Annotated in this window: 13 protein-coding genes and 1 pseudogene; 5 read left to right on the top strand and 9 right to left on the bottom strand. The window is 56.8% G+C overall.

All coding sequences use genetic code 11. The features are described from left to right. Nucleotides 1-50 precede the first annotated feature (50 nt). From BMS17_RS26555 to BMS17_RS26580, 6 genes and pseudogenes are all read right to left on the bottom strand, one after another. Entirely contained in the window at nucleotides 51-1,361 is a 1,311-nt protein-coding gene (locus tag BMS17_RS26555) for a sugar ABC transporter substrate-binding protein (RefSeq protein WP_077432131.1), read from the bottom strand. Nucleotides 1,362-1,691: 330 nt separating this feature from the next. After that, nucleotides 1,692-2,598: pseudogene (locus BMS17_RS26560) on the bottom strand (helix-turn-helix domain-containing protein). An 80-nt stretch (nucleotides 2,599-2,678) separates the two neighbouring features. Next, complete coding sequence (locus BMS17_RS26565) at nucleotides 2,679-3,560, bottom strand: phospholipase (protein ID WP_077432132.1); 882 nt, start codon at nucleotides 3,558-3,560, stop codon at nucleotides 2,679-2,681. A gap of 126 nt (nucleotides 3,561-3,686) precedes the next feature. Then, nucleotides 3,687-4,550: a phospholipase gene (locus tag BMS17_RS26570; protein ID WP_077432133.1), complete on the bottom strand. Its 864-nt coding sequence runs from the start codon at nucleotides 4,548-4,550 to the stop codon at nucleotides 3,687-3,689. Between the two features lie 147 nt (nucleotides 4,551-4,697). After that, nucleotides 4,698-5,993 carry a glycosyltransferase gene (locus BMS17_RS26575; protein ID WP_046033133.1) on the bottom strand — a complete coding sequence of 432 codons (1,296 nt, stop codon included), beginning with the start codon at nucleotides 5,991-5,993 and terminating at the stop codon, nucleotides 4,698-4,700. A 49-nt stretch (nucleotides 5,994-6,042) separates the two neighbouring features. Further along, complete coding sequence (locus tag BMS17_RS26580) at nucleotides 6,043-6,411, bottom strand: response regulator (RefSeq protein WP_046033134.1); 369 nt, start codon at nucleotides 6,409-6,411, stop codon at nucleotides 6,043-6,045. Between the two features lie 264 nt (nucleotides 6,412-6,675). Between BMS17_RS26580 and BMS17_RS26585 the strand changes: the two genes are divergently transcribed. The 5 genes from BMS17_RS26585 (at nucleotide 6,676) to BMS17_RS26605 (ending at nucleotide 13,220) form a co-directional block, all read left to right on the top strand. Beyond that, nucleotides 6,676-10,167 (top strand): response regulator, encoded by a 3,492-nt coding sequence (locus BMS17_RS26585; RefSeq protein ID WP_077432134.1) that lies wholly within the window; start codon nucleotides 6,676-6,678, stop codon nucleotides 10,165-10,167. Then, nucleotides 10,167-11,000, top strand: a complete 834-nt coding sequence (locus BMS17_RS26590) for a protein-glutamate O-methyltransferase CheR (protein ID WP_046033136.1) — start codon at nucleotides 10,167-10,169, stop codon at nucleotides 10,998-11,000. The genes BMS17_RS26585 and BMS17_RS26590 overlap by 1 nt, the downstream gene beginning before the upstream one ends. Further along, nucleotides 10,997-11,590: a chemotaxis protein CheB gene (locus BMS17_RS26595; RefSeq protein WP_046033137.1), complete on the top strand. Its 594-nt coding sequence runs from the start codon at nucleotides 10,997-10,999 to the stop codon at nucleotides 11,588-11,590. The genes BMS17_RS26590 and BMS17_RS26595 overlap by 4 nt, the downstream gene beginning before the upstream one ends. Continuing rightward, nucleotides 11,584-12,765 carry a hybrid sensor histidine kinase/response regulator gene (locus BMS17_RS26600; protein ID WP_077432135.1) on the top strand — a complete coding sequence of 394 codons (1,182 nt, stop codon included), beginning with the start codon at nucleotides 11,584-11,586 and terminating at the stop codon, nucleotides 12,763-12,765. The genes BMS17_RS26595 and BMS17_RS26600 overlap by 7 nt, the downstream gene beginning before the upstream one ends. Nucleotides 12,766-12,842: 77 nt before the next feature. Next, complete coding sequence (locus BMS17_RS26605) at nucleotides 12,843-13,220, top strand: response regulator (RefSeq protein WP_046033139.1); 378 nt, start codon at nucleotides 12,843-12,845, stop codon at nucleotides 13,218-13,220. Between the two features lie 30 nt (nucleotides 13,221-13,250). Here the strand turns inward: BMS17_RS26605 and BMS17_RS26610 are convergent, their stop codons facing one another. From BMS17_RS26610 to BMS17_RS26620, 3 genes are all read right to left on the bottom strand, one after another. Continuing rightward, complete coding sequence (locus BMS17_RS26610; RefSeq protein ID WP_046033140.1) at nucleotides 13,251-14,921, bottom strand: ATP-binding protein; 1,671 nt, start codon at nucleotides 14,919-14,921, stop codon at nucleotides 13,251-13,253. Continuing rightward, on the bottom strand, nucleotides 14,918-16,420 hold the full coding sequence (locus BMS17_RS26615; protein WP_046033141.1) for an ATPase domain-containing protein: 1,503 nt from the start codon (nucleotides 16,418-16,420) through the stop codon (nucleotides 14,918-14,920). The genes BMS17_RS26610 and BMS17_RS26615 overlap by 4 nt, the downstream gene beginning before the upstream one ends. Before the next feature lie 113 nt (nucleotides 16,421-16,533). Further along, nucleotides 16,534-17,589, bottom strand: a complete 1,056-nt coding sequence (locus BMS17_RS26620; RefSeq protein ID WP_046033142.1) for a tetratricopeptide repeat protein — start codon at nucleotides 17,587-17,589, stop codon at nucleotides 16,534-16,536. Nucleotides 17,590-17,749: the final 160 nt, after the last annotated feature.

Genomic DNA, 17,749 nt, shown 5'->3' on the forward strand with positions numbered 1-17,749 from the left:
CAGCTTGCCCGCGATGGCGGCAACCCGGCGTCCCGACAATCAGGACATGACTACTTGGGATAACCAGCGCGCTTCATCTCGCGTTCGGTGGTTTGCTGGGCGGCAGCCAGGGCTTGATCAACAGTGGTTTGACCGATCAGCGCCGCTGAGAACGCCTTGCCAACCTGGGTGCCAATGCCTTGGAACTCAGGAATGGTCACCAACTGAATGCCGATATAAGGCACTGGTTTGAGCGTCGGTTTGCTCGGGTCCGCGGCCTTGAGCGATTCCAGCGTGATCTTGGCGAACGGCGCGGCGTTCATGTAGGACTCGCTGTAGGTCGAGGCGCGAGTGCCGGGCGGCACGTTGGCAATTCCGTCTTTTTCCGCGACCAGCGCGCCATATTCCATGGAGGTGGCCCAGGCACTAAACGTCTTCGCGGCGTCCTTGGCCTTGGAACTGGTCGGGATCGCCAGCGCCCATGAGTAAAGCCAGGCCGAGCCCTTGTCGGTGGTTTCATGCGGGGCATAAGTGAATCCGACGTGGTCAGCCACTTTGCTTTGCGTTTTGTCGGTGACGAAAGACCCGGCGACGCTGGCATCGACCCAGATCGCACACTTGCCGCTGTTGAACAGCGCCAGGTTTTCGTTGAAACCGTTACTGGAAGCACCCGGAGGGCCGGATTGCTTCATGGTTTCGACGTAGAAATTCAGGGCGTTTTTCCACTCAGGGCCGGTAAATTCCGGCTGCCACTTCTCATCAAACCAACGCGCGCCATAAGCGTTGGCGACGGTGGTGATCAGCGCCATGTTCTCGCCCCAACCGGCCTTGCCGCGCAGGCAGATGCCGTACTGTTCTTTATCCTTGTTGGTGAGTTTGCTGGCGAATTCGCCGATCTGGGTCCAGGTCGGGTGCTCGGGCATGGTCAACCCGGCGTCCTTGAACAGGTCAGTGCGGTAATAAGTGATCGAGCTTTCGGCGTAGAACGGCAGGGCATACAGCGAGCCCTTGACCGACAGGCCTTCACGCACTGACGGGAAGACATCGTCGAGTGCATAGCCGGCCGGCAAATCCTTCATCAGCTCCAGCCAACCCTTGGCACCCCACAGTGCGGCTTCGTACATGCCGATGGTCAGCACGTCGAACTGCCCGCCCTGTGTCGCGATGTCGGTGGTCAGGCGTTGGCGCAGAACGTTTTCTTCGAGCACCACCCAATTGAGCTTGATGTCCGGGTGCTCGGCTTCGAAGGTTTTCGACAGCTTTTGCATGCGGATCATGTCGCTATTGTTGACGGTGGCGATTGTCAGGGTTTGAGCGCCGAAGCTGACGCTGCTGAGGGTCATGCAGGTGAGGGCAAGCAGAGCTTTTACAGAAGGTTGCATCGAGCACTCCTTTTCTGCACCTCGAGGGTTACAGAAGGACAGTTATTGTTTTTGTGTCTTCCTGCGCAGGGAAGAATGTGCGCTGATTACAGCCTTCAATCGATGGCGTGACAAATCATCCATCGCACTTGAATTGATACTATTTTGCACTGGGATCTGGAAAGGAAGAATTCCGCACCAAGCGCCCTGTAGCAGCTGCCGAAGGCTGCGTTCGAGTGCGCAACACTCGTTAGGGCAGAGTACACGGTGTTACTGGAGGACCAGAGTTGCAGGTTTTGCGCCTGCTTTGCAGTCGAACGCAGCCTTCGGCAGCTGCTACAGGTCGGAACGTCAGTGCTGATTTTGCTCAGTAAGGCGTTGCACCGCCAACCGCCGGTAGTGCGACGGCGTCATGCCCTTCAGTTGCTGAAAACGTCGATTGAAGTTGGAAATATTGTTGAAACCCGACTCGAAGCACACATCGGTCACCGGTTTGTCGCCATCGGCCAGCAGCTCGCAGGATTTGCTGATACGCAGCCGATTGACGAATTCGATGAAGCAGCGCCCGGTGGGCTTGTTTGAACACCCTGCTGAAGTACGTCGGCTTCATGCCCAGATGCTCGGCAACTTCCTCAAGCGGCAGCTCCCGGGCGTAATGGGCAAAAATGTAATCGACGGCGCGGTTGGTGCGATCGATGTTGTGTTCATCGGCCAATTGCGGTGTCGTTGCGCCCGACAGTAATTGATAGTCGTCGCATGCCGCCAGCAGCTCCAGCAGAATAAAAAAATGCCCGAGGCGAGTGACGCCTTGGGTGTCGGCAATGCGTTGCATCAGGGTCATGGCCTGGCGGATGGTGCGCTTGCCACGAAACTCGATACCGTACTGCGCGCGCTCCAGCAATGGCGCGAGGGTCTTGAGCTCGGCGAATACCTGATGGCCGCTTTCGAACAGTTCGTCCGTGAAGTTGACCAGCATGTCGCGTTTGGGCACCACTTCGTCTTCCGCGACCTGGCTGATCCAGTTGTGAGGCAGGTTGGGGCCGGTGAGGAACAGCGTCTCCGGGTAGAAGTTGCCGATGTAGTCGCCGATGAACACCTTGCCGGAGCTGGCGACAATCAGGTGCAGTTCGTATTCCTTGTGAAAATGCCAGCGCACCAGCGGGCAGGGGAAGCCGTGCTGACGATAGATGATGGACAACCCGTTGTGGTCGTCCATCAATTCGTAGGAGGGGTCGGTCACGCGGGCTGTTCTGGTCATGTTTGGTTGCTTTTTTTGTTATCGCGTTTCGGATCATGCCTCGTTTGCTGCCTGCGGTGCCAGCGTGGCGCGACGTTCGCTTATGCGGATGTATGCAACCGGTGTCCGTAAACTGCCTTCATGCTGGTGGCGCTCCAGCAGTAGCGAACGATATCCGTCTCTTCAAAGAAATCAGTGCTGATGATGCTGCACCGGGTGACCCAATTGCCGGTGGTGTGGAACCAGTCATTGATTTGGTTTTTGATGTGCTGCGGGCCACCCAGCAGCGAATAGCAGGTCGCCGGCAACGACCAAAGAAATGACTCGTAAGGTGCTTGCGCAAGGGTCGTTTCGATATGCGTTTGCAGTTCGCCGATGTCGGTGAACACCTTGCCGTTCCACTTGTGACGGATGTGCGGCCAGAAATACTCGCTGTTCAGCCCGGGATTTGCTTGAGCCGCCATGACGATGCGCCGCTGCGAGCTGGCGTGCTTGAGCTGTTCCACGGTACTGAAAGCATCCGCAGAGCGGATCAAGCGCGTCCCCAGCCGTCGCATCAGCAAATCATTGAATTGTTGATAATCAAAAAGCTTTGAATCATCGCCCAATTGATGGAAGTCGAAAATGATGAACTCGTCCGGATTTTGAGTGAGGAACGTCGTCACCGCCTCGATCAACTCATCAAGAATGCGGTGGGACTGATAGCCGTTGTGGTGAAAGTAGTAGACCGGTGCTTGCGGGCCGGCGGTGCAGCCGAGGCGAATATCGAACGCCCGTGCGCCGTTGGCCAGTTGCCAGGCAAATGTGTCGGTTTGGCAGGTTGTCCAATTGCCGAGTACCACTTCGTAGTTTGGCGCCCGTTCGTCCATCCCGGCATTATGCGTGCCGGGCCAAATAATATCGGTCAGCTTCAATCGACCGATATCCAGTACGTTGCTCATCCATTGTTTTTTGTCGAGTGGGGTTGCCGTGTTGCGGGTCATGAGAGTTCCTTGTTGTGGAGTCGCCCCATCCGTGGGAAGACTTTCATGACCCAGCGTAGGAGTGCTTGGCCGCATTGCCAGTCACTGAAACAACTGCACAAAAATAGCCATTTAATGGCACTGCAACTAAGGCGTCCGGTTGCCAGCTTTTGTCAGGTTGACGGTTCGGCAATAAGAAACCAGTTGTGATTCGTCAAAGAAGTCGACATTGATAATGCTGCACTTTATCGCCCAGTCGCTGTTCTTTGGGTCAAACCAGGAATCAAGTTTTTCATGAATATCCACCGGGCCGCCAAGCGCACTGTAACTGGTGGCGGAAAGCGACCAGGGCGCCCAGGTTCCCGGTGGAAACTTCAGCACATCAACAATATGCTTTTCCAGTTCTGCGACATTGGTAATTGCGTTGCCAGTCCATTTGTGCTGTATCTGTTCGAGAAACACATCTTTATCAAGTGCCCTGTGCCAGGGTGCCGCGACTAACACGCGTTGTGCCGGACTGATGTTTTTAAGTTGAGCCAGACTCTTGGACCGGTTTTGGGTAGGGATGATGCGATCGCCGAGAAACCGTATCACCATGTCGTTGAAGTAAGCGAAATCAAAGTCATCGCCATCCAATGCATGGAAATCGAGGATGATGAATTCGTTGGGATTCTCTATAAGGAAACGCCTCACGTCAGTGACAAGATTGCCCAGGTTACGATTATTGCGGATACCATTGTGATGAAAGCGGAATTTCCCCAGCCCAGGGGCAGCGGCTTCGTAAATCAAGCGGATGTCGAGCGCCCGGGCGCCGTGGTTCAACTGGGTGTAAAACGATTCGTGCTGACAGGCCAGCCAGTGCGCTGGAAGCGGAAACCACGACGCTTTCCAGTCACTGCCCGCGTTATGGCTGCCCGGCAACGTTAATTGACTGAGCGACAAAGTATCAATAGCCGGCGTCGCGGACATCCAGTTTTTAAGTGCGTAGTTATTCTGAGCGATAGTATCCATTCAATGCATCCGTGCATAAGTTTGTTAGTTGGTTGGTTGTGCCGAACATCACTAATAAAGTTGATGTTCGGTCGCGTATTTATAGAGGGGGTGTCGGGCGCGGTCAATAAGGCGGGTTATGCAAAATGTTTGTTACTGGCAAAAACACTAAGATGGATTCCGGTTCTTGGCTTCAATCCATTGAGACATGTATTGGGTACTTTTATGGTGGTGATGGCGCAGCATACTGCCTGTGAAGTTATCGCGTCTAAGTTGCGCCAGATGCTGTTGGCAGTACAACAACTTTTCGATGAGTACAGGGCCATGTTCCGACTGTCGATAACGATCGGCCAACAGCGTTTGTCCCTGGGCTTGGGCGTCTGTCCAAAGCGCTTCGTCCTGGTACAGTTGAACCGCGCAATCGGCGAACGCCTGCGCTGTGCGGGTCACCGCGCCGGGCCAGCGGTGTTCGCCGTGCATGGCCTCGGCTCCAATTGGTGTAGAGATCGTCGGCGTTCCACATAACATGGCGTCGACAATCTTGCCTTTGATGCCTGCACCGAAGCGCAGGGGCGCCAGGCAAATCCGCGCCGCCGACATGACTTGCAAGGCATCTGGCGCCCAGTTCATCACATGAAATCCTTGGGCGGCGTTGTGCAGCGCGGTCGCTTTGGGCGGGGTGTAGGCACCGTAAATGTGTAGTTGAGCCGTGGGCAGTTGCGCGCGGATCAGCGGCCAGATGGTGGTTTTCATCCAGAGCACTGCATCCCAATTCGGCGCGTGGCGAAAGTTACCGATACTCAAAAAGTGCGCACGGTCTGCAAAGGGCACCGGTGGTGCACTGGGCAGATCGACCATCAACGGGCACCAGTGCAACACCTTGCGTGGCAGCTTGAACTGCTCGACCAGCAACTCGATTTCCACTTCGGAGATCATCAGGTTCAAGTCGCAACGATACAGCGCCGCGATCTCGCGTTTGGCCAGGTCGGTATCCGCCATCAGTTCGAACTCTTCACGCAGTGCCGGGGCAAACAATTCGCTGAAGTCATTGGCGTCATCGCGCTCTTTCAAACGCTCTTTAAGCCGCTGGTGCCGGGCGTGTCGCAGACTTTGCAAGTCCGAAGTCTCAAGTACTCGCAACGCGTTGGGGCAGTGCTTTTCAACACGCCAGCCAAATTGTTCTTCAATCATGAACTGGTCGAACAACACGATATCCGGCGCCAGTTCACTGATGAACGCGTCGAAACTGCTGTTGTTCAACTCGATGTCCACTTCGCGAATACCCAACGCGGTCAGGTCCGCGCGGTGTTCACCGGTACCGGCGGGGCTGCTGAAGGTAATGTCCCAGCCTTGCTGCAAGAACGTATCGAGGATTTGCATCACATGACCACTGGCCGCAGAAGAACGCGGCTCGGGCCAGACGTAACCAATGACCAGGACTTTGGTTGCGCGGGGCTGACTCATTAACGGGTATTCCTTGGTGCGGGTAAAGGGGAAGGGGGGGGCGAGACAATCAAGCCTGGCAGGCGAGTATGGATTTGACCTTGTCGCGCAACTGATCGATCGAGAACGGTTTTCCGATCATATGCATGCCATCAGGCACGTCGATGTTTTCGGCATAACCGCTGGCGAACAGGATTGGCAACTGCGGGCGCAGCTTACGCGCCTCATTGGCCAATTCCCGGCCGTCCATTACCGGCAAGCCGACATCGGTCATCATCAAATCAATGTATTGGTCTTCGTCGTTGAGAAATTCCAGGGCCTGTTCGCTGCCATCCGCCTCGAGCACGTTGAATTCCAGCTCCTCCAGCACGTCAACGATCAGCATGCGCACGATCGCATCGTCTTCGACGACTAAAATGATGGATGCCTTGGCGGACATAATGTGTGCTCTCAAAAGATGAGTTCAGGGGGCGCCGGTGGAAAGAAATCGTCGGGCTCATGCATGAGTAAGTGGCGGATCCCGACAAGTTCCCTACGCTGTGCAAAAAGAATAGCTGCGCGGCGGCCGGCAAGGATAACCGGTCCCTTTTAGGCTCGCGCAGCTAAATGCGGGGATTGCGCTTGATTCATGGCATATAGTTGGATCAATACGCCTTTTTTGGGGCAAACTCCCTGATTTCGAACAGTTCGACAAGGCCTCCCCATGACCACTGCGTCTTCGGTTGATGAGCAACGATTCCGCAAACTCCTGAGCCGCAACGTCAGCCTGCCATTGGGTGTCGGTGTCATCAGTGCGGTGTTTTTTGTCTCACTGATCACTTATTTGTTGTCAGTGATCCAATGGGTCGATCACACCGACCGGGTGATCAATAACGCCAATGAAGCGGTAAAGCTGACAGTCGATCTGGAAACCGGTATGCGGGGTTACTTGCTCACCGGCGACGAGCATTTCCTCGACCCCTACGAGACAGCCAAGCCGAAAATCACGGTTGCGCTCAACACCTTGCTCGAACTCACGGCCGATAACCCGGTGCAGACCGATCGCTTGCGCCGGCTTCAAGCGTTGCAAACTGAATGGGCGAGCTATGCCCAGTCGATAATTGATTTGCAGCGTTCCAGTGGCGATTACCGCAGCGTGGTCAAGGCCGGTCGTGGCAAGCGACTGACCGACGAGATTCGCAAACAGTTCGAAGACGTGATCGACTCGGAGCAGCAATTGCGCACCGCGCGCAACGAAGAGGTGAGTAGAGCCACGATCTGGAGCATCTCCCTTTATCTGATATTCATCGCGACGATCAGCGGTTTGCTGGCTTACATCGGTCGTCGGGATTTGCTTGGCCTGTCGCAAAGTTACGCCGCGAATCTGGCCGCACAACACGCCAGCGCCCAGCGCCTGGAGCAGCAAGCCTGGCTGCGCAATGGCCAGACAGAACTTGCCGAGCAAGTACTGGGGCAGTTGAGCCTCAATCTGTTGGGTCGCAATATTCTGCAGTTCTGCGCGCAGTACCTGGGCACCGCCGTGGCCGCCATTTATGTGCGTGAAGATCATGGCGCGCTCAAGCGCATAGCCTCCTACGGTTTCTCTCGCGAGCAAGAAGAGCGAGATCAGCAGATTTACAGCGATGAAGGGATTGTCGGCCAGGTCGCCAACCAGGCTCGCCTGATTCGTCTGGATGACGTGCCGAGCAACTATTTCAAGGTCAGCTCCGGTCTGGGCGAAGGCTTGCCACACAGTGTGCTCGTGGTGCCGACCAGTGACGACGACCGGGTCAACGGTGTCATTGAACTGGGCTTCCTGCGACCGCTGACTGATCGTGACATCGAGTTGCTGGAGTTGATCGCTGGCAACATTGGCACCTCCATCGAGGCGGCTCGCTATCGCCAACGATTGCAGGAAGTGCTGGCCGAAGCCCAACAACTGAATGAAGAGCTGCAAGTCCAGCAAGAAGAGCTGAAATCCGCCAACGAAGAACTCGAAGAACAGTCACGGATTCTCAAGGAGTCCCAGGCCCACCTGGAAACCCAGCAGGTTGAACTGGAGCAGACCAACGAGCAACTGGCCGAGCAAGCGCAAATCCTCGCCGATCAGCGCGACGCCATGGACCAGAAAAACACCGAGCTGAACCAGGTGCAAGTCCAGCTTGAAGACCGCGCCGAAGAGCTGCAACGCTCCAGCAAGTACAAGTCCGAGTTTCTCGCCAACATGTCCCACGAACTGCGCACGCCGTTGAACAGCTCGTTGATCCTGGCCAAATTGCTCGCCGAAAATCCCCAGGAAAACCTGACTGTCGAGCAGGTGAAGTTTGCCGAGTCGATCTATTCCGCCGGTAATGACTTGCTCAATCTGATCAACGACATCCTCGACATTTCCAAAGTCGAGGCTGGCAAGCTGGAAATACGTCCCGAGAACACCAGTGTCGAGCGCCTCGTCGACGGCTTGCGCGGGATGTTCGAGCCGGTGGCGATGGACAAGGCGCTCGCGTTTCATGTCGAGTTGCAGCCCGGTTCGCCAAAGATGCTTTTCACCGACCGCCAGCGCCTGGAGCAAGTGATCAAGAACCTGCTGTCGAACGCTGTGAAATTTACGGAGAAAGGCTCGGTCAGCCTGTGCGTCGCGCCGCAGCCCAATAACGGCGTTGCCTTCGTCATTCGCGATTCAGGTATCGGTATCGCCGATGAACAGCAGGAAAGCATTTTCGAGGCGTTCCGCCAGGCTGACGGCACCACCAATCGGCGTTACGGCGGCACAGGCCTGGGCTTGTCGATTTCAAGGGATCTGGCCGCGTTGCTCGGCGGCTCCATCAGCGTGGCCAGCGAACCGGGGCAGGGCAGCGTGTTCACGCTGGTCTTGCCTCAACAATACGTCGAGCCGACCGGGGAACCGGTTGAGCCCCTTAGGGCTTCAGCCGTTGCCATCGCCCACCGCGTGGCGCCAGCAGCACCGGTACCGGTGGCTGCCGTGGTTGATATTCCTCGCTTCAACGATGACCGCACTCAGGCGCCTTTCACGACTCGATGCATTCTGGTGGTGGAAGATGAGCCGAACTTTGCGCACATCCTCTACGATCTCGCGCACGAACTGGGCTATCAATGCCTGGTCGCCCACGGTGCCGATGAGGGGTATGACCTGGCCAGGGAGTTCATTCCCGACGCCATTCTGCTGGACATGCGCCTGCCGGATCATTCCGGGCTGACCGTGTTGCAACGCTTGAAGGAACACGCCGAGACCCGCCACATTCCGGTTCACGTGATTTCGGTTGAAGACCGGGTCGAAGCCGCGATGCACATGGGTGCCATCGGTTACGCGGTCAAGCCGACTACCCGCGAAGAACTCAAGGATGTATTCGCCCGCCTCGAAGCCAAGCTGACCCAGAAGGTCAAGCGGGTGCTGCTGGTCGAAGATGACGATTTACAGCGCGACAGCATTGCCCTCCTGATTGGCGATGAAGACATCGAAATCACCGCCGTTGGCCTGGCTCAGGATGCGCTGGACCTGCTGCGCACGACGATTTTCGATTGCATGATCATCGACCTGAAGCTGCCGGACATGCTCGGCAACGATTTGCTCAAGCGCATGTCCACCGAGGACATCTGCTCGTTCCCGCCGGTGATTGTCTACACAGGGCGCAACCTGACCCGCGATGAAGAGGCTGAACTGCGCAAGTATTCGCGCTCGATCATCATCAAGGGTGCGCGCTCGCCCGAACGCTTGCTGGATGAGGTCACACTCTTTCTGCACAAAGTCGAATCGAAGTTGTCCCATGAGCGGCAGAGGATGCTCAAGACCGCGCGCAGCCGCGACAAGGTCTTTGAGGGTCGCAAGGTGCTGCTGGTGGACGACGATGTTCGCAACATCTTTGCCCTCACCAGTGCGCTGGAGCAAAAGGGCGCCGTCGTGGTCATTGGCCGCAACGGTCATGAAGCCATTGAGAGACTGAATGAAGTCGAGGACATCGATCTGGTGTTGATGGACGTGATGATGCCGGAGATGGATGGCTTTGAAGCCACGATCGAGATCCGCAAGGACCCGCGCTGGCGCAAGTTGCCGATCATTGCGGTGACGGCCAAGGCCATGAAGGACGATCAGGAGCGCTGCTTGCAGGCGGGTGCTAACGATTATCTGGCCAAGCCCATCGACCTCGATCGGCTGTTCTCGCTGATTCGCGTGTGGTTACCGAAGATGGAACGCATTTAGTGGAACGCATTTATTCCGTGGAGCGAAACAGCGAAATCGAATTGCGCTTGTTGATCGAGGCGATTTACCTCAAGTACAGCTACGATTTTCGCGATTACTCCGGTGCTTCGATCAAGCGTCGGGTGAATCATGCGCTGGCACAATTTGAGTGCACTACCATCTCGGCCCTGCAAGAAAAGGTGCTGCACGACCCGAACGCGTTCATGCAGTTGCTGCAGTTGCTGACGATCCCGGTCAGCGAAATGTTTCGTGACCCATCGCATTTCCTGGCGATCCGCAAGGAAGTGGTGCCACTGCTCAAGACTTATCCCTCGATCAAGATCTGGATCGCGGGTTGCAGCACCGGTGAAGAGGTCTATTCGATGGCGATTCTGCTGCGCGAAGAAGGCCTGCTTGAGCGCACCATCATCTATGCCACCGACATCAACCCACGCTCGCTGGAGAAGGCCAAGCAGGGGATTTTCTCCATGGAAAATGTCCGGGCCTACACTGCTAATTATCAGCAGGCTGGTGGCCAGCGTTCATTTGCCGATTACTACACGGCGGCCTATGGTTACGCCATTTTCGACAAGAGCCTGTGTGAGAACGTGACCTTTGCCGATCACAGCCTGGCGACGGACAGTGTCTTTTCAGAAACTCAATTAATTTCGTGTCGTAATGTATTGATTTATTTCAATAAAAAACTTCAGGATCGTGCGTTCGGGTTGTTCCATGATTCCCTGTGCCATCGTGGCTTCCTGGTGCTGGGCAGCAAGGAAACACCGGATTTTTCGGCTTTCGGCCACCAGTTCGAGCCGCTGGTCAAACAAGAACGGATCTACCGCAAATCATGAAAAAGGCTGCAGTGTTTCCTTCCATCGAGGCCATCGTCATTGGCGCGTCGGCTGGCGGCGTGGAAGCGTTGCTCACGTTACTCAGCCCGCTGCGTAAAGGTTTCGCGTTGCCGATCATCGTGGTGCTGCACTTGCCCGACGAACGCCGCAGCCTGTTGTCCGAGGTGTTTGCGCGCCGGGTTTCGATGCCCGTCGAAGAAGCCACCGATAAAACCCGGGTCAAATCCGGCACGCTGTATTTCGCCACACCCGGTTACCACTTGTCGGTAGAACAAGACCGCAGTTTTTCGTTGAGCCTGGAAGATCGCGTGCACCATTCGCGGCCCGCCATTGATTACTTGTTCGAGTCTGCTGCTGACGCCTACGGTCCGACCCTGGCCGCGGTGTTGCTGACGGGCGCCAATCGCGACGGAGCGGTTGGCCTGTCTCACGTTAAATATCACGGTGGGCTGACCATCGTGCAGGACCCGAATGAGGCGCAGGTAGCGACCATGCCCCAGGCTGCGCTGGATATTCAGCAGCCCGACCACATTCTCTCTATTGGCGGCATCGGCCGTCTGCTTGTCGAGCTGGAACGAATAGCATGCTAAGTAACATCCAAGCCAAACTGCTGATCGTCGACGATCTGCCGGAGAACCTGTTGGCACTCGAAGCGCTGATCAAGCGTGAAGACCGGGTGGTCTATAAAGCCTTGTCTGCCGATGAAGCGTTGTCGCTGTTGTTGCAGCATGAATTCGCCATGGCCATTCTCGATGTTCAGATGCCGGGCATGAATGGTTTCGAGTTGGCCGAGTTGATGCGCGGCACGGAGAAAACCAAAAACATTCCGATTGTGTTTGTCAGCGCTGCAGGTCGAGAACTGAACTACGCGTTCAAAGGCTACGAAAGCGGTGCCGTGGACTTCTTGCACAAGCCGTTGGACATTCACGCGGTCAAGAGCAAGGTCAATGTGTTTGTCGACCTGTATCGCCAGAGCAAGGCGATGAAACAGCAGGTCGAAGCGCTGGAGCAAAGCCGCCGCGAGCAGGAAGAACTGCTCAAACAGTTACAGCACACGCAGTTGGAATTGGAGCAAGCGGTGCGCATGCGCGATGACTTCATGTCTATCGTCGCCCATGAAGTGCGTACGCCGCTCAATGGCCTGATTCTCGAAACTCAGCTGCGCAAGATGCACCTGGCTCGGGACAACGCGTCGGCGTTCACCCTGGACAAGATGCACGCCATGGTCGACCGCGACGAGCGCCAGATCAAAAGCCTGATCCGCCTGATCGAAGACATGCTCGATGTGTCACGTATCCGCACTGGCAAGCTGTCGATCCGCCCGACAAAATTCGACCTGGTGCAACTGGTGGGCAATGTGTTGAAAAACTTTGCGCCGCAGGTCGATTCCGCCGAGTGTTCCACGCACTTTACGGCCGGGCAGCCAGTGGTCGGCAACTGGGATGAATTTCGTATCGAGCAAGTCATTTCAAATTTACTGACCAACGCCTTGCGTTATGGTGGCAAAAGCCAGATTGACGTGCGGGTTTATGCACAAGACGGTCAGGCGCGGGTTGAGGTGCAGGATCGAGGGATCGGTATCAGTGAAGAAAACCAGAAGCGTATTTTTCAGCAGTTCGAGCGTGTTTCAGCCAAGACCGTGGTCGCAGGGCTGGGGCTTGGGCTGTTTATTTCCGAACAAATTGTCGCCGCACATGGCGGCTCCATCGCCGTCGAGAGCAAAATCAACGAAGGCGCCTTATTTCGCGTTTGTCTGCCGCTTTAGGAAATGAGCCAGATAAACGCAACCTCTGAGCGACCCCAGGGTCGTATCAGCAGCTATTGACCGAACAAAGGCTTCCCATGAGTGAAGATGCACAAGACGTCGTACTGATCGTCGAAGATGATCCGTCTATTTTGATGGTCCTTTCGGCGTATTTGTCGGGCGAGGGTTACCGGGTACTGCAAGCGGAAAACGGCGAGCAGGCCTTTGAAATTCTGGCCAGCAAACCGCACCTGGACATGATGATCACCGACTTCCGCCTGCCGGGCGGGATTACCGGCGTACAGGTCGCGGAACCTGCGGTCAAGCTGCGCCCGGAGCTCAAGGTGATCTTTATCAGCGGCTATGCACAGGAAGTCCGCGAGACGGACAGCCCGATCACCAAAAAAGCGCCGATTCTGGACAAGCCGTTTGATCTGGATGTATTGCAAGAGCTCATGCAACAAATGCTTTCCTGAGCACCTTGCCATCGGCGGTCATGGTAGGGATCAGATGCTGATCATCTCCCGAACCTTGGCCGTCAGCAGATCAAAGGTAAAAGGTTTGGTGATCATCTGCATGCCAGGGTCCAGAAACCCTCCACGCACGGCCGCGTGTTCGGCATAGCCGGTGATGAACAGCACCTTTAGATCAGGTCGGTACTGCCGACCGATTTCCGCCAGTTGCCGGCCATTCATGCCCGGCAGCCCGACGTCACTGATCAACAGATCAATGCGTTGCGCCGAGTCGAGAATTGGCACGGCACTGTCGGCGTCGCCGGCTTCTACATAGGCGTAGCCCAATTCACTCAACACGGCACTGACCAGTACCCGGACCGCCGGATCGTCTTCGACAATCAGCACAGTTTCACCGTCCAGGGCGTGAGGGGCATGCTGGATGTCGATCAGGTTTTCCTCAGCCAGATCCCCGCTGTAACGCGGTAGAAACAGGCTCACCGAGGTGCCGTGACCGACTTCGCTGTCGATCGTGACGTGACCGTGGGATTGTTTGCTGAATCCGTAAATCATCGACAACCCCAAACCGGTGCCCTGGCCAATCGGCTTGGTCGTAAAGAAAGGGTCAAAGGCCCGGCTGATGGTGCTTTCGGGCATGCCGCAACCGGTGTCGGTGACGCGCAACAACACGTAATCACCCGGTAGCAGATTGCCGTGAGCTGCAACGAACCGCGAGTCCAGTTGCTGATTTGAGGTGTTGACGATCAACGTGCCGCCTTCAGGCATGGCATCGCGGGCGTTGAGCACAAGGTTGAGCAGGGCACTTTCGAGTTGATTGGGATCGGCCTCGGCCACCCACAGGTCTTCGCTCAGTTGTATGTCCAGTTCAATGCTTTCGCTGATGCTGCGTTGCAGCAATTCGCCCATGGACGCTACGAGGGTGTTCATTTCAACGGGCTTGGAGTCCAGCGATTGGCGCCGCGAGAACGCCAGCAATCGATGGGTCAAACCGGCGGCGCGGTTGGCGGATGTCACGCCAAGGTCGATCAACCCGTCCAGGTCCTCGGTGCGCCCCCTCGCAAGGCGCCGACGCAGCAATTCAAGACTGCCGATGATGCCGGTCAGCATGTTATTGAAGTCATGGGCGATGCCGCCGGTAAGCTGTCCGACCGCTTCCATTTTCTGTGATTGCCTGAGAGCTTCTTCGTTGTGGCGCAGCTGTGCGGTGCGTTCCTCGACCTGTTGCTCAAGGGTTTCCAGGGTTGTTTGCAGGCGCAGCTCGCTTTGGCTCAGGTCAATCAAGCGGTCCCTGGCTTCATACTGTCGTCGTCGCCCGCGCAAGGCGGTGGCGACCAGGCTGATCAGGGTCACGGGATGGAAGGGGCGCTCCAGAAACGTTACGTTGCCCAGCTGCGCGCCCAGCCGAGAGGCGGGGTTTTGCTCCGGGCCGCCGTGGTGGGTCAGCAGTACGATCGGCAGGTCCGACCAGGCGGGTTGATGGTCGATCAAGCCCAGAAGGGGGTCAAGATCAGAGTCCAGCAAGGCTTCGGATGCAATCAGCAACAGCCCGGCGCCTTGCTCAAGTTCGTCGCACAGTGTGATCAAGTTACGGGTGACGAGCCCTTCAAACCCGGCTTCATTGAGCATCATCAGGGCTATCTGGCTGTCGCGTCCCAGTGGCGCGAGGATGATCGCGCGCTCGGACATCGCCTCGATGGCCGTCACTTTTGATCTTCCCTGAGCAACGGGTTGCTGGCGCCCAGATAAGTGGGCACGCCACGCAACACGCCTTGAAACGCGTCCAGCGGTTCACCGATGGTCATGCCAAGGCTGCTGATGCGGTATTCGCGGATGGTTGACTCGTGGCTACCCGTACGTTTCTTGATGATCGAGATCGCCCGGCGAACCTTGCCCAGCGCTTCGAAGTAGCGCAGCAGAATCACCGTGTCCGCCAGGTAAGTGATGTCGACCGGCGCCTGCATGTCGCCGACCAGCCCGTGTTGGGCCACCGTCATGAACGTCGCCGCACCCTGGCGATTGAGGTAGAGCAGCAACTCGTGCATGTGCAGCACCAGCGCATTTTCCCCGGGCATCGCAGCCTGATAGCCGTTGATGCTGTCGATGACCACGGTTTTGATATGGCCTTCGTCGACGCAGCAGCGAACCCGGTGGGAGAACTCTCCGGGAGACAACTCGGCTGCATCCACTTGTTCGATCAGTAAATTGCCGGTCTCTTGCAGGGCCTGCAAATCAATACCCATGTTTTTCATGCGCTCGAACAACAGCCCCATTTCTTCATCGAATATGAACAACGCGGCTTTTTCACCGCGCGCCACGGCGGCGGCGGCGAAGATCATCGAAATCAGCGATTTGCCGGTACCGGCCGGGCCAAGGATCAGCGTGCTGGAGCCGGTTTCTATTCCGCCACCGAGCAGGGCGTCCATTTCCTTGATGCCGCTGGTCAACTGTTGCCGGGTGTATCGCCCGCGGTGCTCGGCGGCCACGAGGCGCGGGAACACATGCACGCCATCGCCCATGATGGTGAAGTCATGAAAACCGCCACGGTATTTTTGACCGCGATACTTCACCACGCGGATGCGACGGCGTTCGGCGCCGTAGTTGGGTGTCAGCTCTTCCAGGCGAATCACGCCGTGGGCGACGCTGTGTACGGTTTTATCGAGGGATTCGGTGGTCAAGTCATCCAGCAACAACACGGTGGCGTCGTACCGCACAAAGTAGTGCTTGATCGCCAGAATCTGTCGGCGGTAACGCAACGAGCTTTGGGCCAGCAGGCGGATTTCAGACAGGCTGTCGAGCACCACGCGGGTCGGTTTGATCCGTTCAACCACTTCGAAAATCTGCTTAGTGGCTTCGCCCAGCTCAAGGTCCGAGGAGTACAACAGGCTTTGCTGCTGCTCGGCATTGAGCAGGCTTTCCGGTGGGGTCAGCTCGAAGATGTGGATGTTCTCATCCAGCTCCCAGCCGTGGGAAAGCGCACCTTGGCGCAGTTCGCGCTCGGTTTCCGACAGTGTGATGTACAACGAGCGCTCGCCCGCCAGGGCGCCGGCCAACAGAAAATGCAAAGCGACGGTGGTTTTGCCGGTGCCGGGCTCACCCTCCAGCAAAAAAACATGCCCGCGGGACAAGCCACCGGCCAGGATGTCATCCAGGCCTTCGATGCCGGTGGCGGCTTTTGCACTGATAAACTCGTTAGATGTAGACAAAAAGAACCCTCTCATAAACAGGGGAAGTGAGGCGCCAGGCTGAAGTGCCTGAACGGGCTGCCTGATCACTTGACCCCTGGCCGTGATGACGGTTCAACGTAATTTCGTGAGGGTTAAAGCCCTTGCTGCAACGCGGGGTCATCCGGGTTGAGTTGTTCCAGTTGTGCCAGCAGGATTTGCACGTTCTGCAACTGTCCGCTTTCCTTCCAGTAGTTGATCAGCAGCACTCGCGCCTTGCGATCTGACGGGTGACGCTGGACGATTTCCTGTAACTGTTTTTGCGCAGCCTCCAGCTCTTGCTCAAGGTGCAAAGTGGTCGCCAGGTCGTAGCGATATTCCTTGTTGTCAGGCTCCAGCTCTACGGCTTTGGAGAGGCCGAGGAGGGCGAACTCACTCTGTCCGTGGTGCAGCAACCACAGCCCCAGAGCGTGTTGCAGATACGCTGAGTCGGGTTGCGCCTTTAACTGTTTCGCCAACAACTGGCGCGCGGCATCGCTTTGGCCTTGCCGATCGAGCACGTCGATTTGCATCACCAGCGCCGGCAAATTGCCGGGTTCCAGCTGCAACGTGCGGTCCAGCGCCTCTTGTGCCTCTTTCAATTCGGCGTTGTGCAGGTGCAAACGCGCCAATTGGTATTGGTTCTGCGCACTGGGTGGCTGACTTTGAAGGGCCAATTCCCAGGCATCGATGGCTTGCTCCAGCGGTCCGAAATACAACCCCAGCTCATCCGGCGACAGCCCCAGCAGGGCGTTGACGGCTGCAAAACGCACGCTTGGCTCGCTGTCGTCGAGCAACGGGCCGATCAGCAGGCTGCGTTGCCCCGCGGACACCAGGCCGCTAATGCTTTTGATCGCGGCGATCCGCACGTCTTCATTGGCATTTTGCAGGTCCGCATCCGCCAGTTTCAGGGCTTGCGGGCTTGGGTAATTGGGCAGTTCGGCATGCAGCCAGATACGCCGCTTGGCGGACAGGTCAGGGCGTGCCAGTTGTTGGTATAGCACCCGTGCGGCTCCCGGTTGACCGGTACGTGCCTGAGTCAGCGCTTCGCTGTAACCACGCTTGATCGCCTCCGGGACCTCAGGTGTGGTGCTGCGCAGGAGTAACCAGGCAATAAAGACGGTAAACAGCACACAGAGGCTGATAAGCAAATAGCGGCGGGGCTGGGGCATGCAGGAATCCAGGAGCTGGCAAGCTTTTGCAAAGCTGTCAGCTTCGGTCAGGTCGGGCTGTGAGTCAAACGCTGACTTGGCCCGGTGTCGACGATTTAGCCTACAGGGTACGTCGACATTGAAACCTGTCGAGGCTCTGAAGCAGTGACTACGCTTGCTA

Source organism: Pseudomonas sp. C9, from assembly GCF_002000165.1.
Taxonomy (GTDB): domain Bacteria; phylum Pseudomonadota; class Gammaproteobacteria; order Pseudomonadales; family Pseudomonadaceae; genus Aquipseudomonas.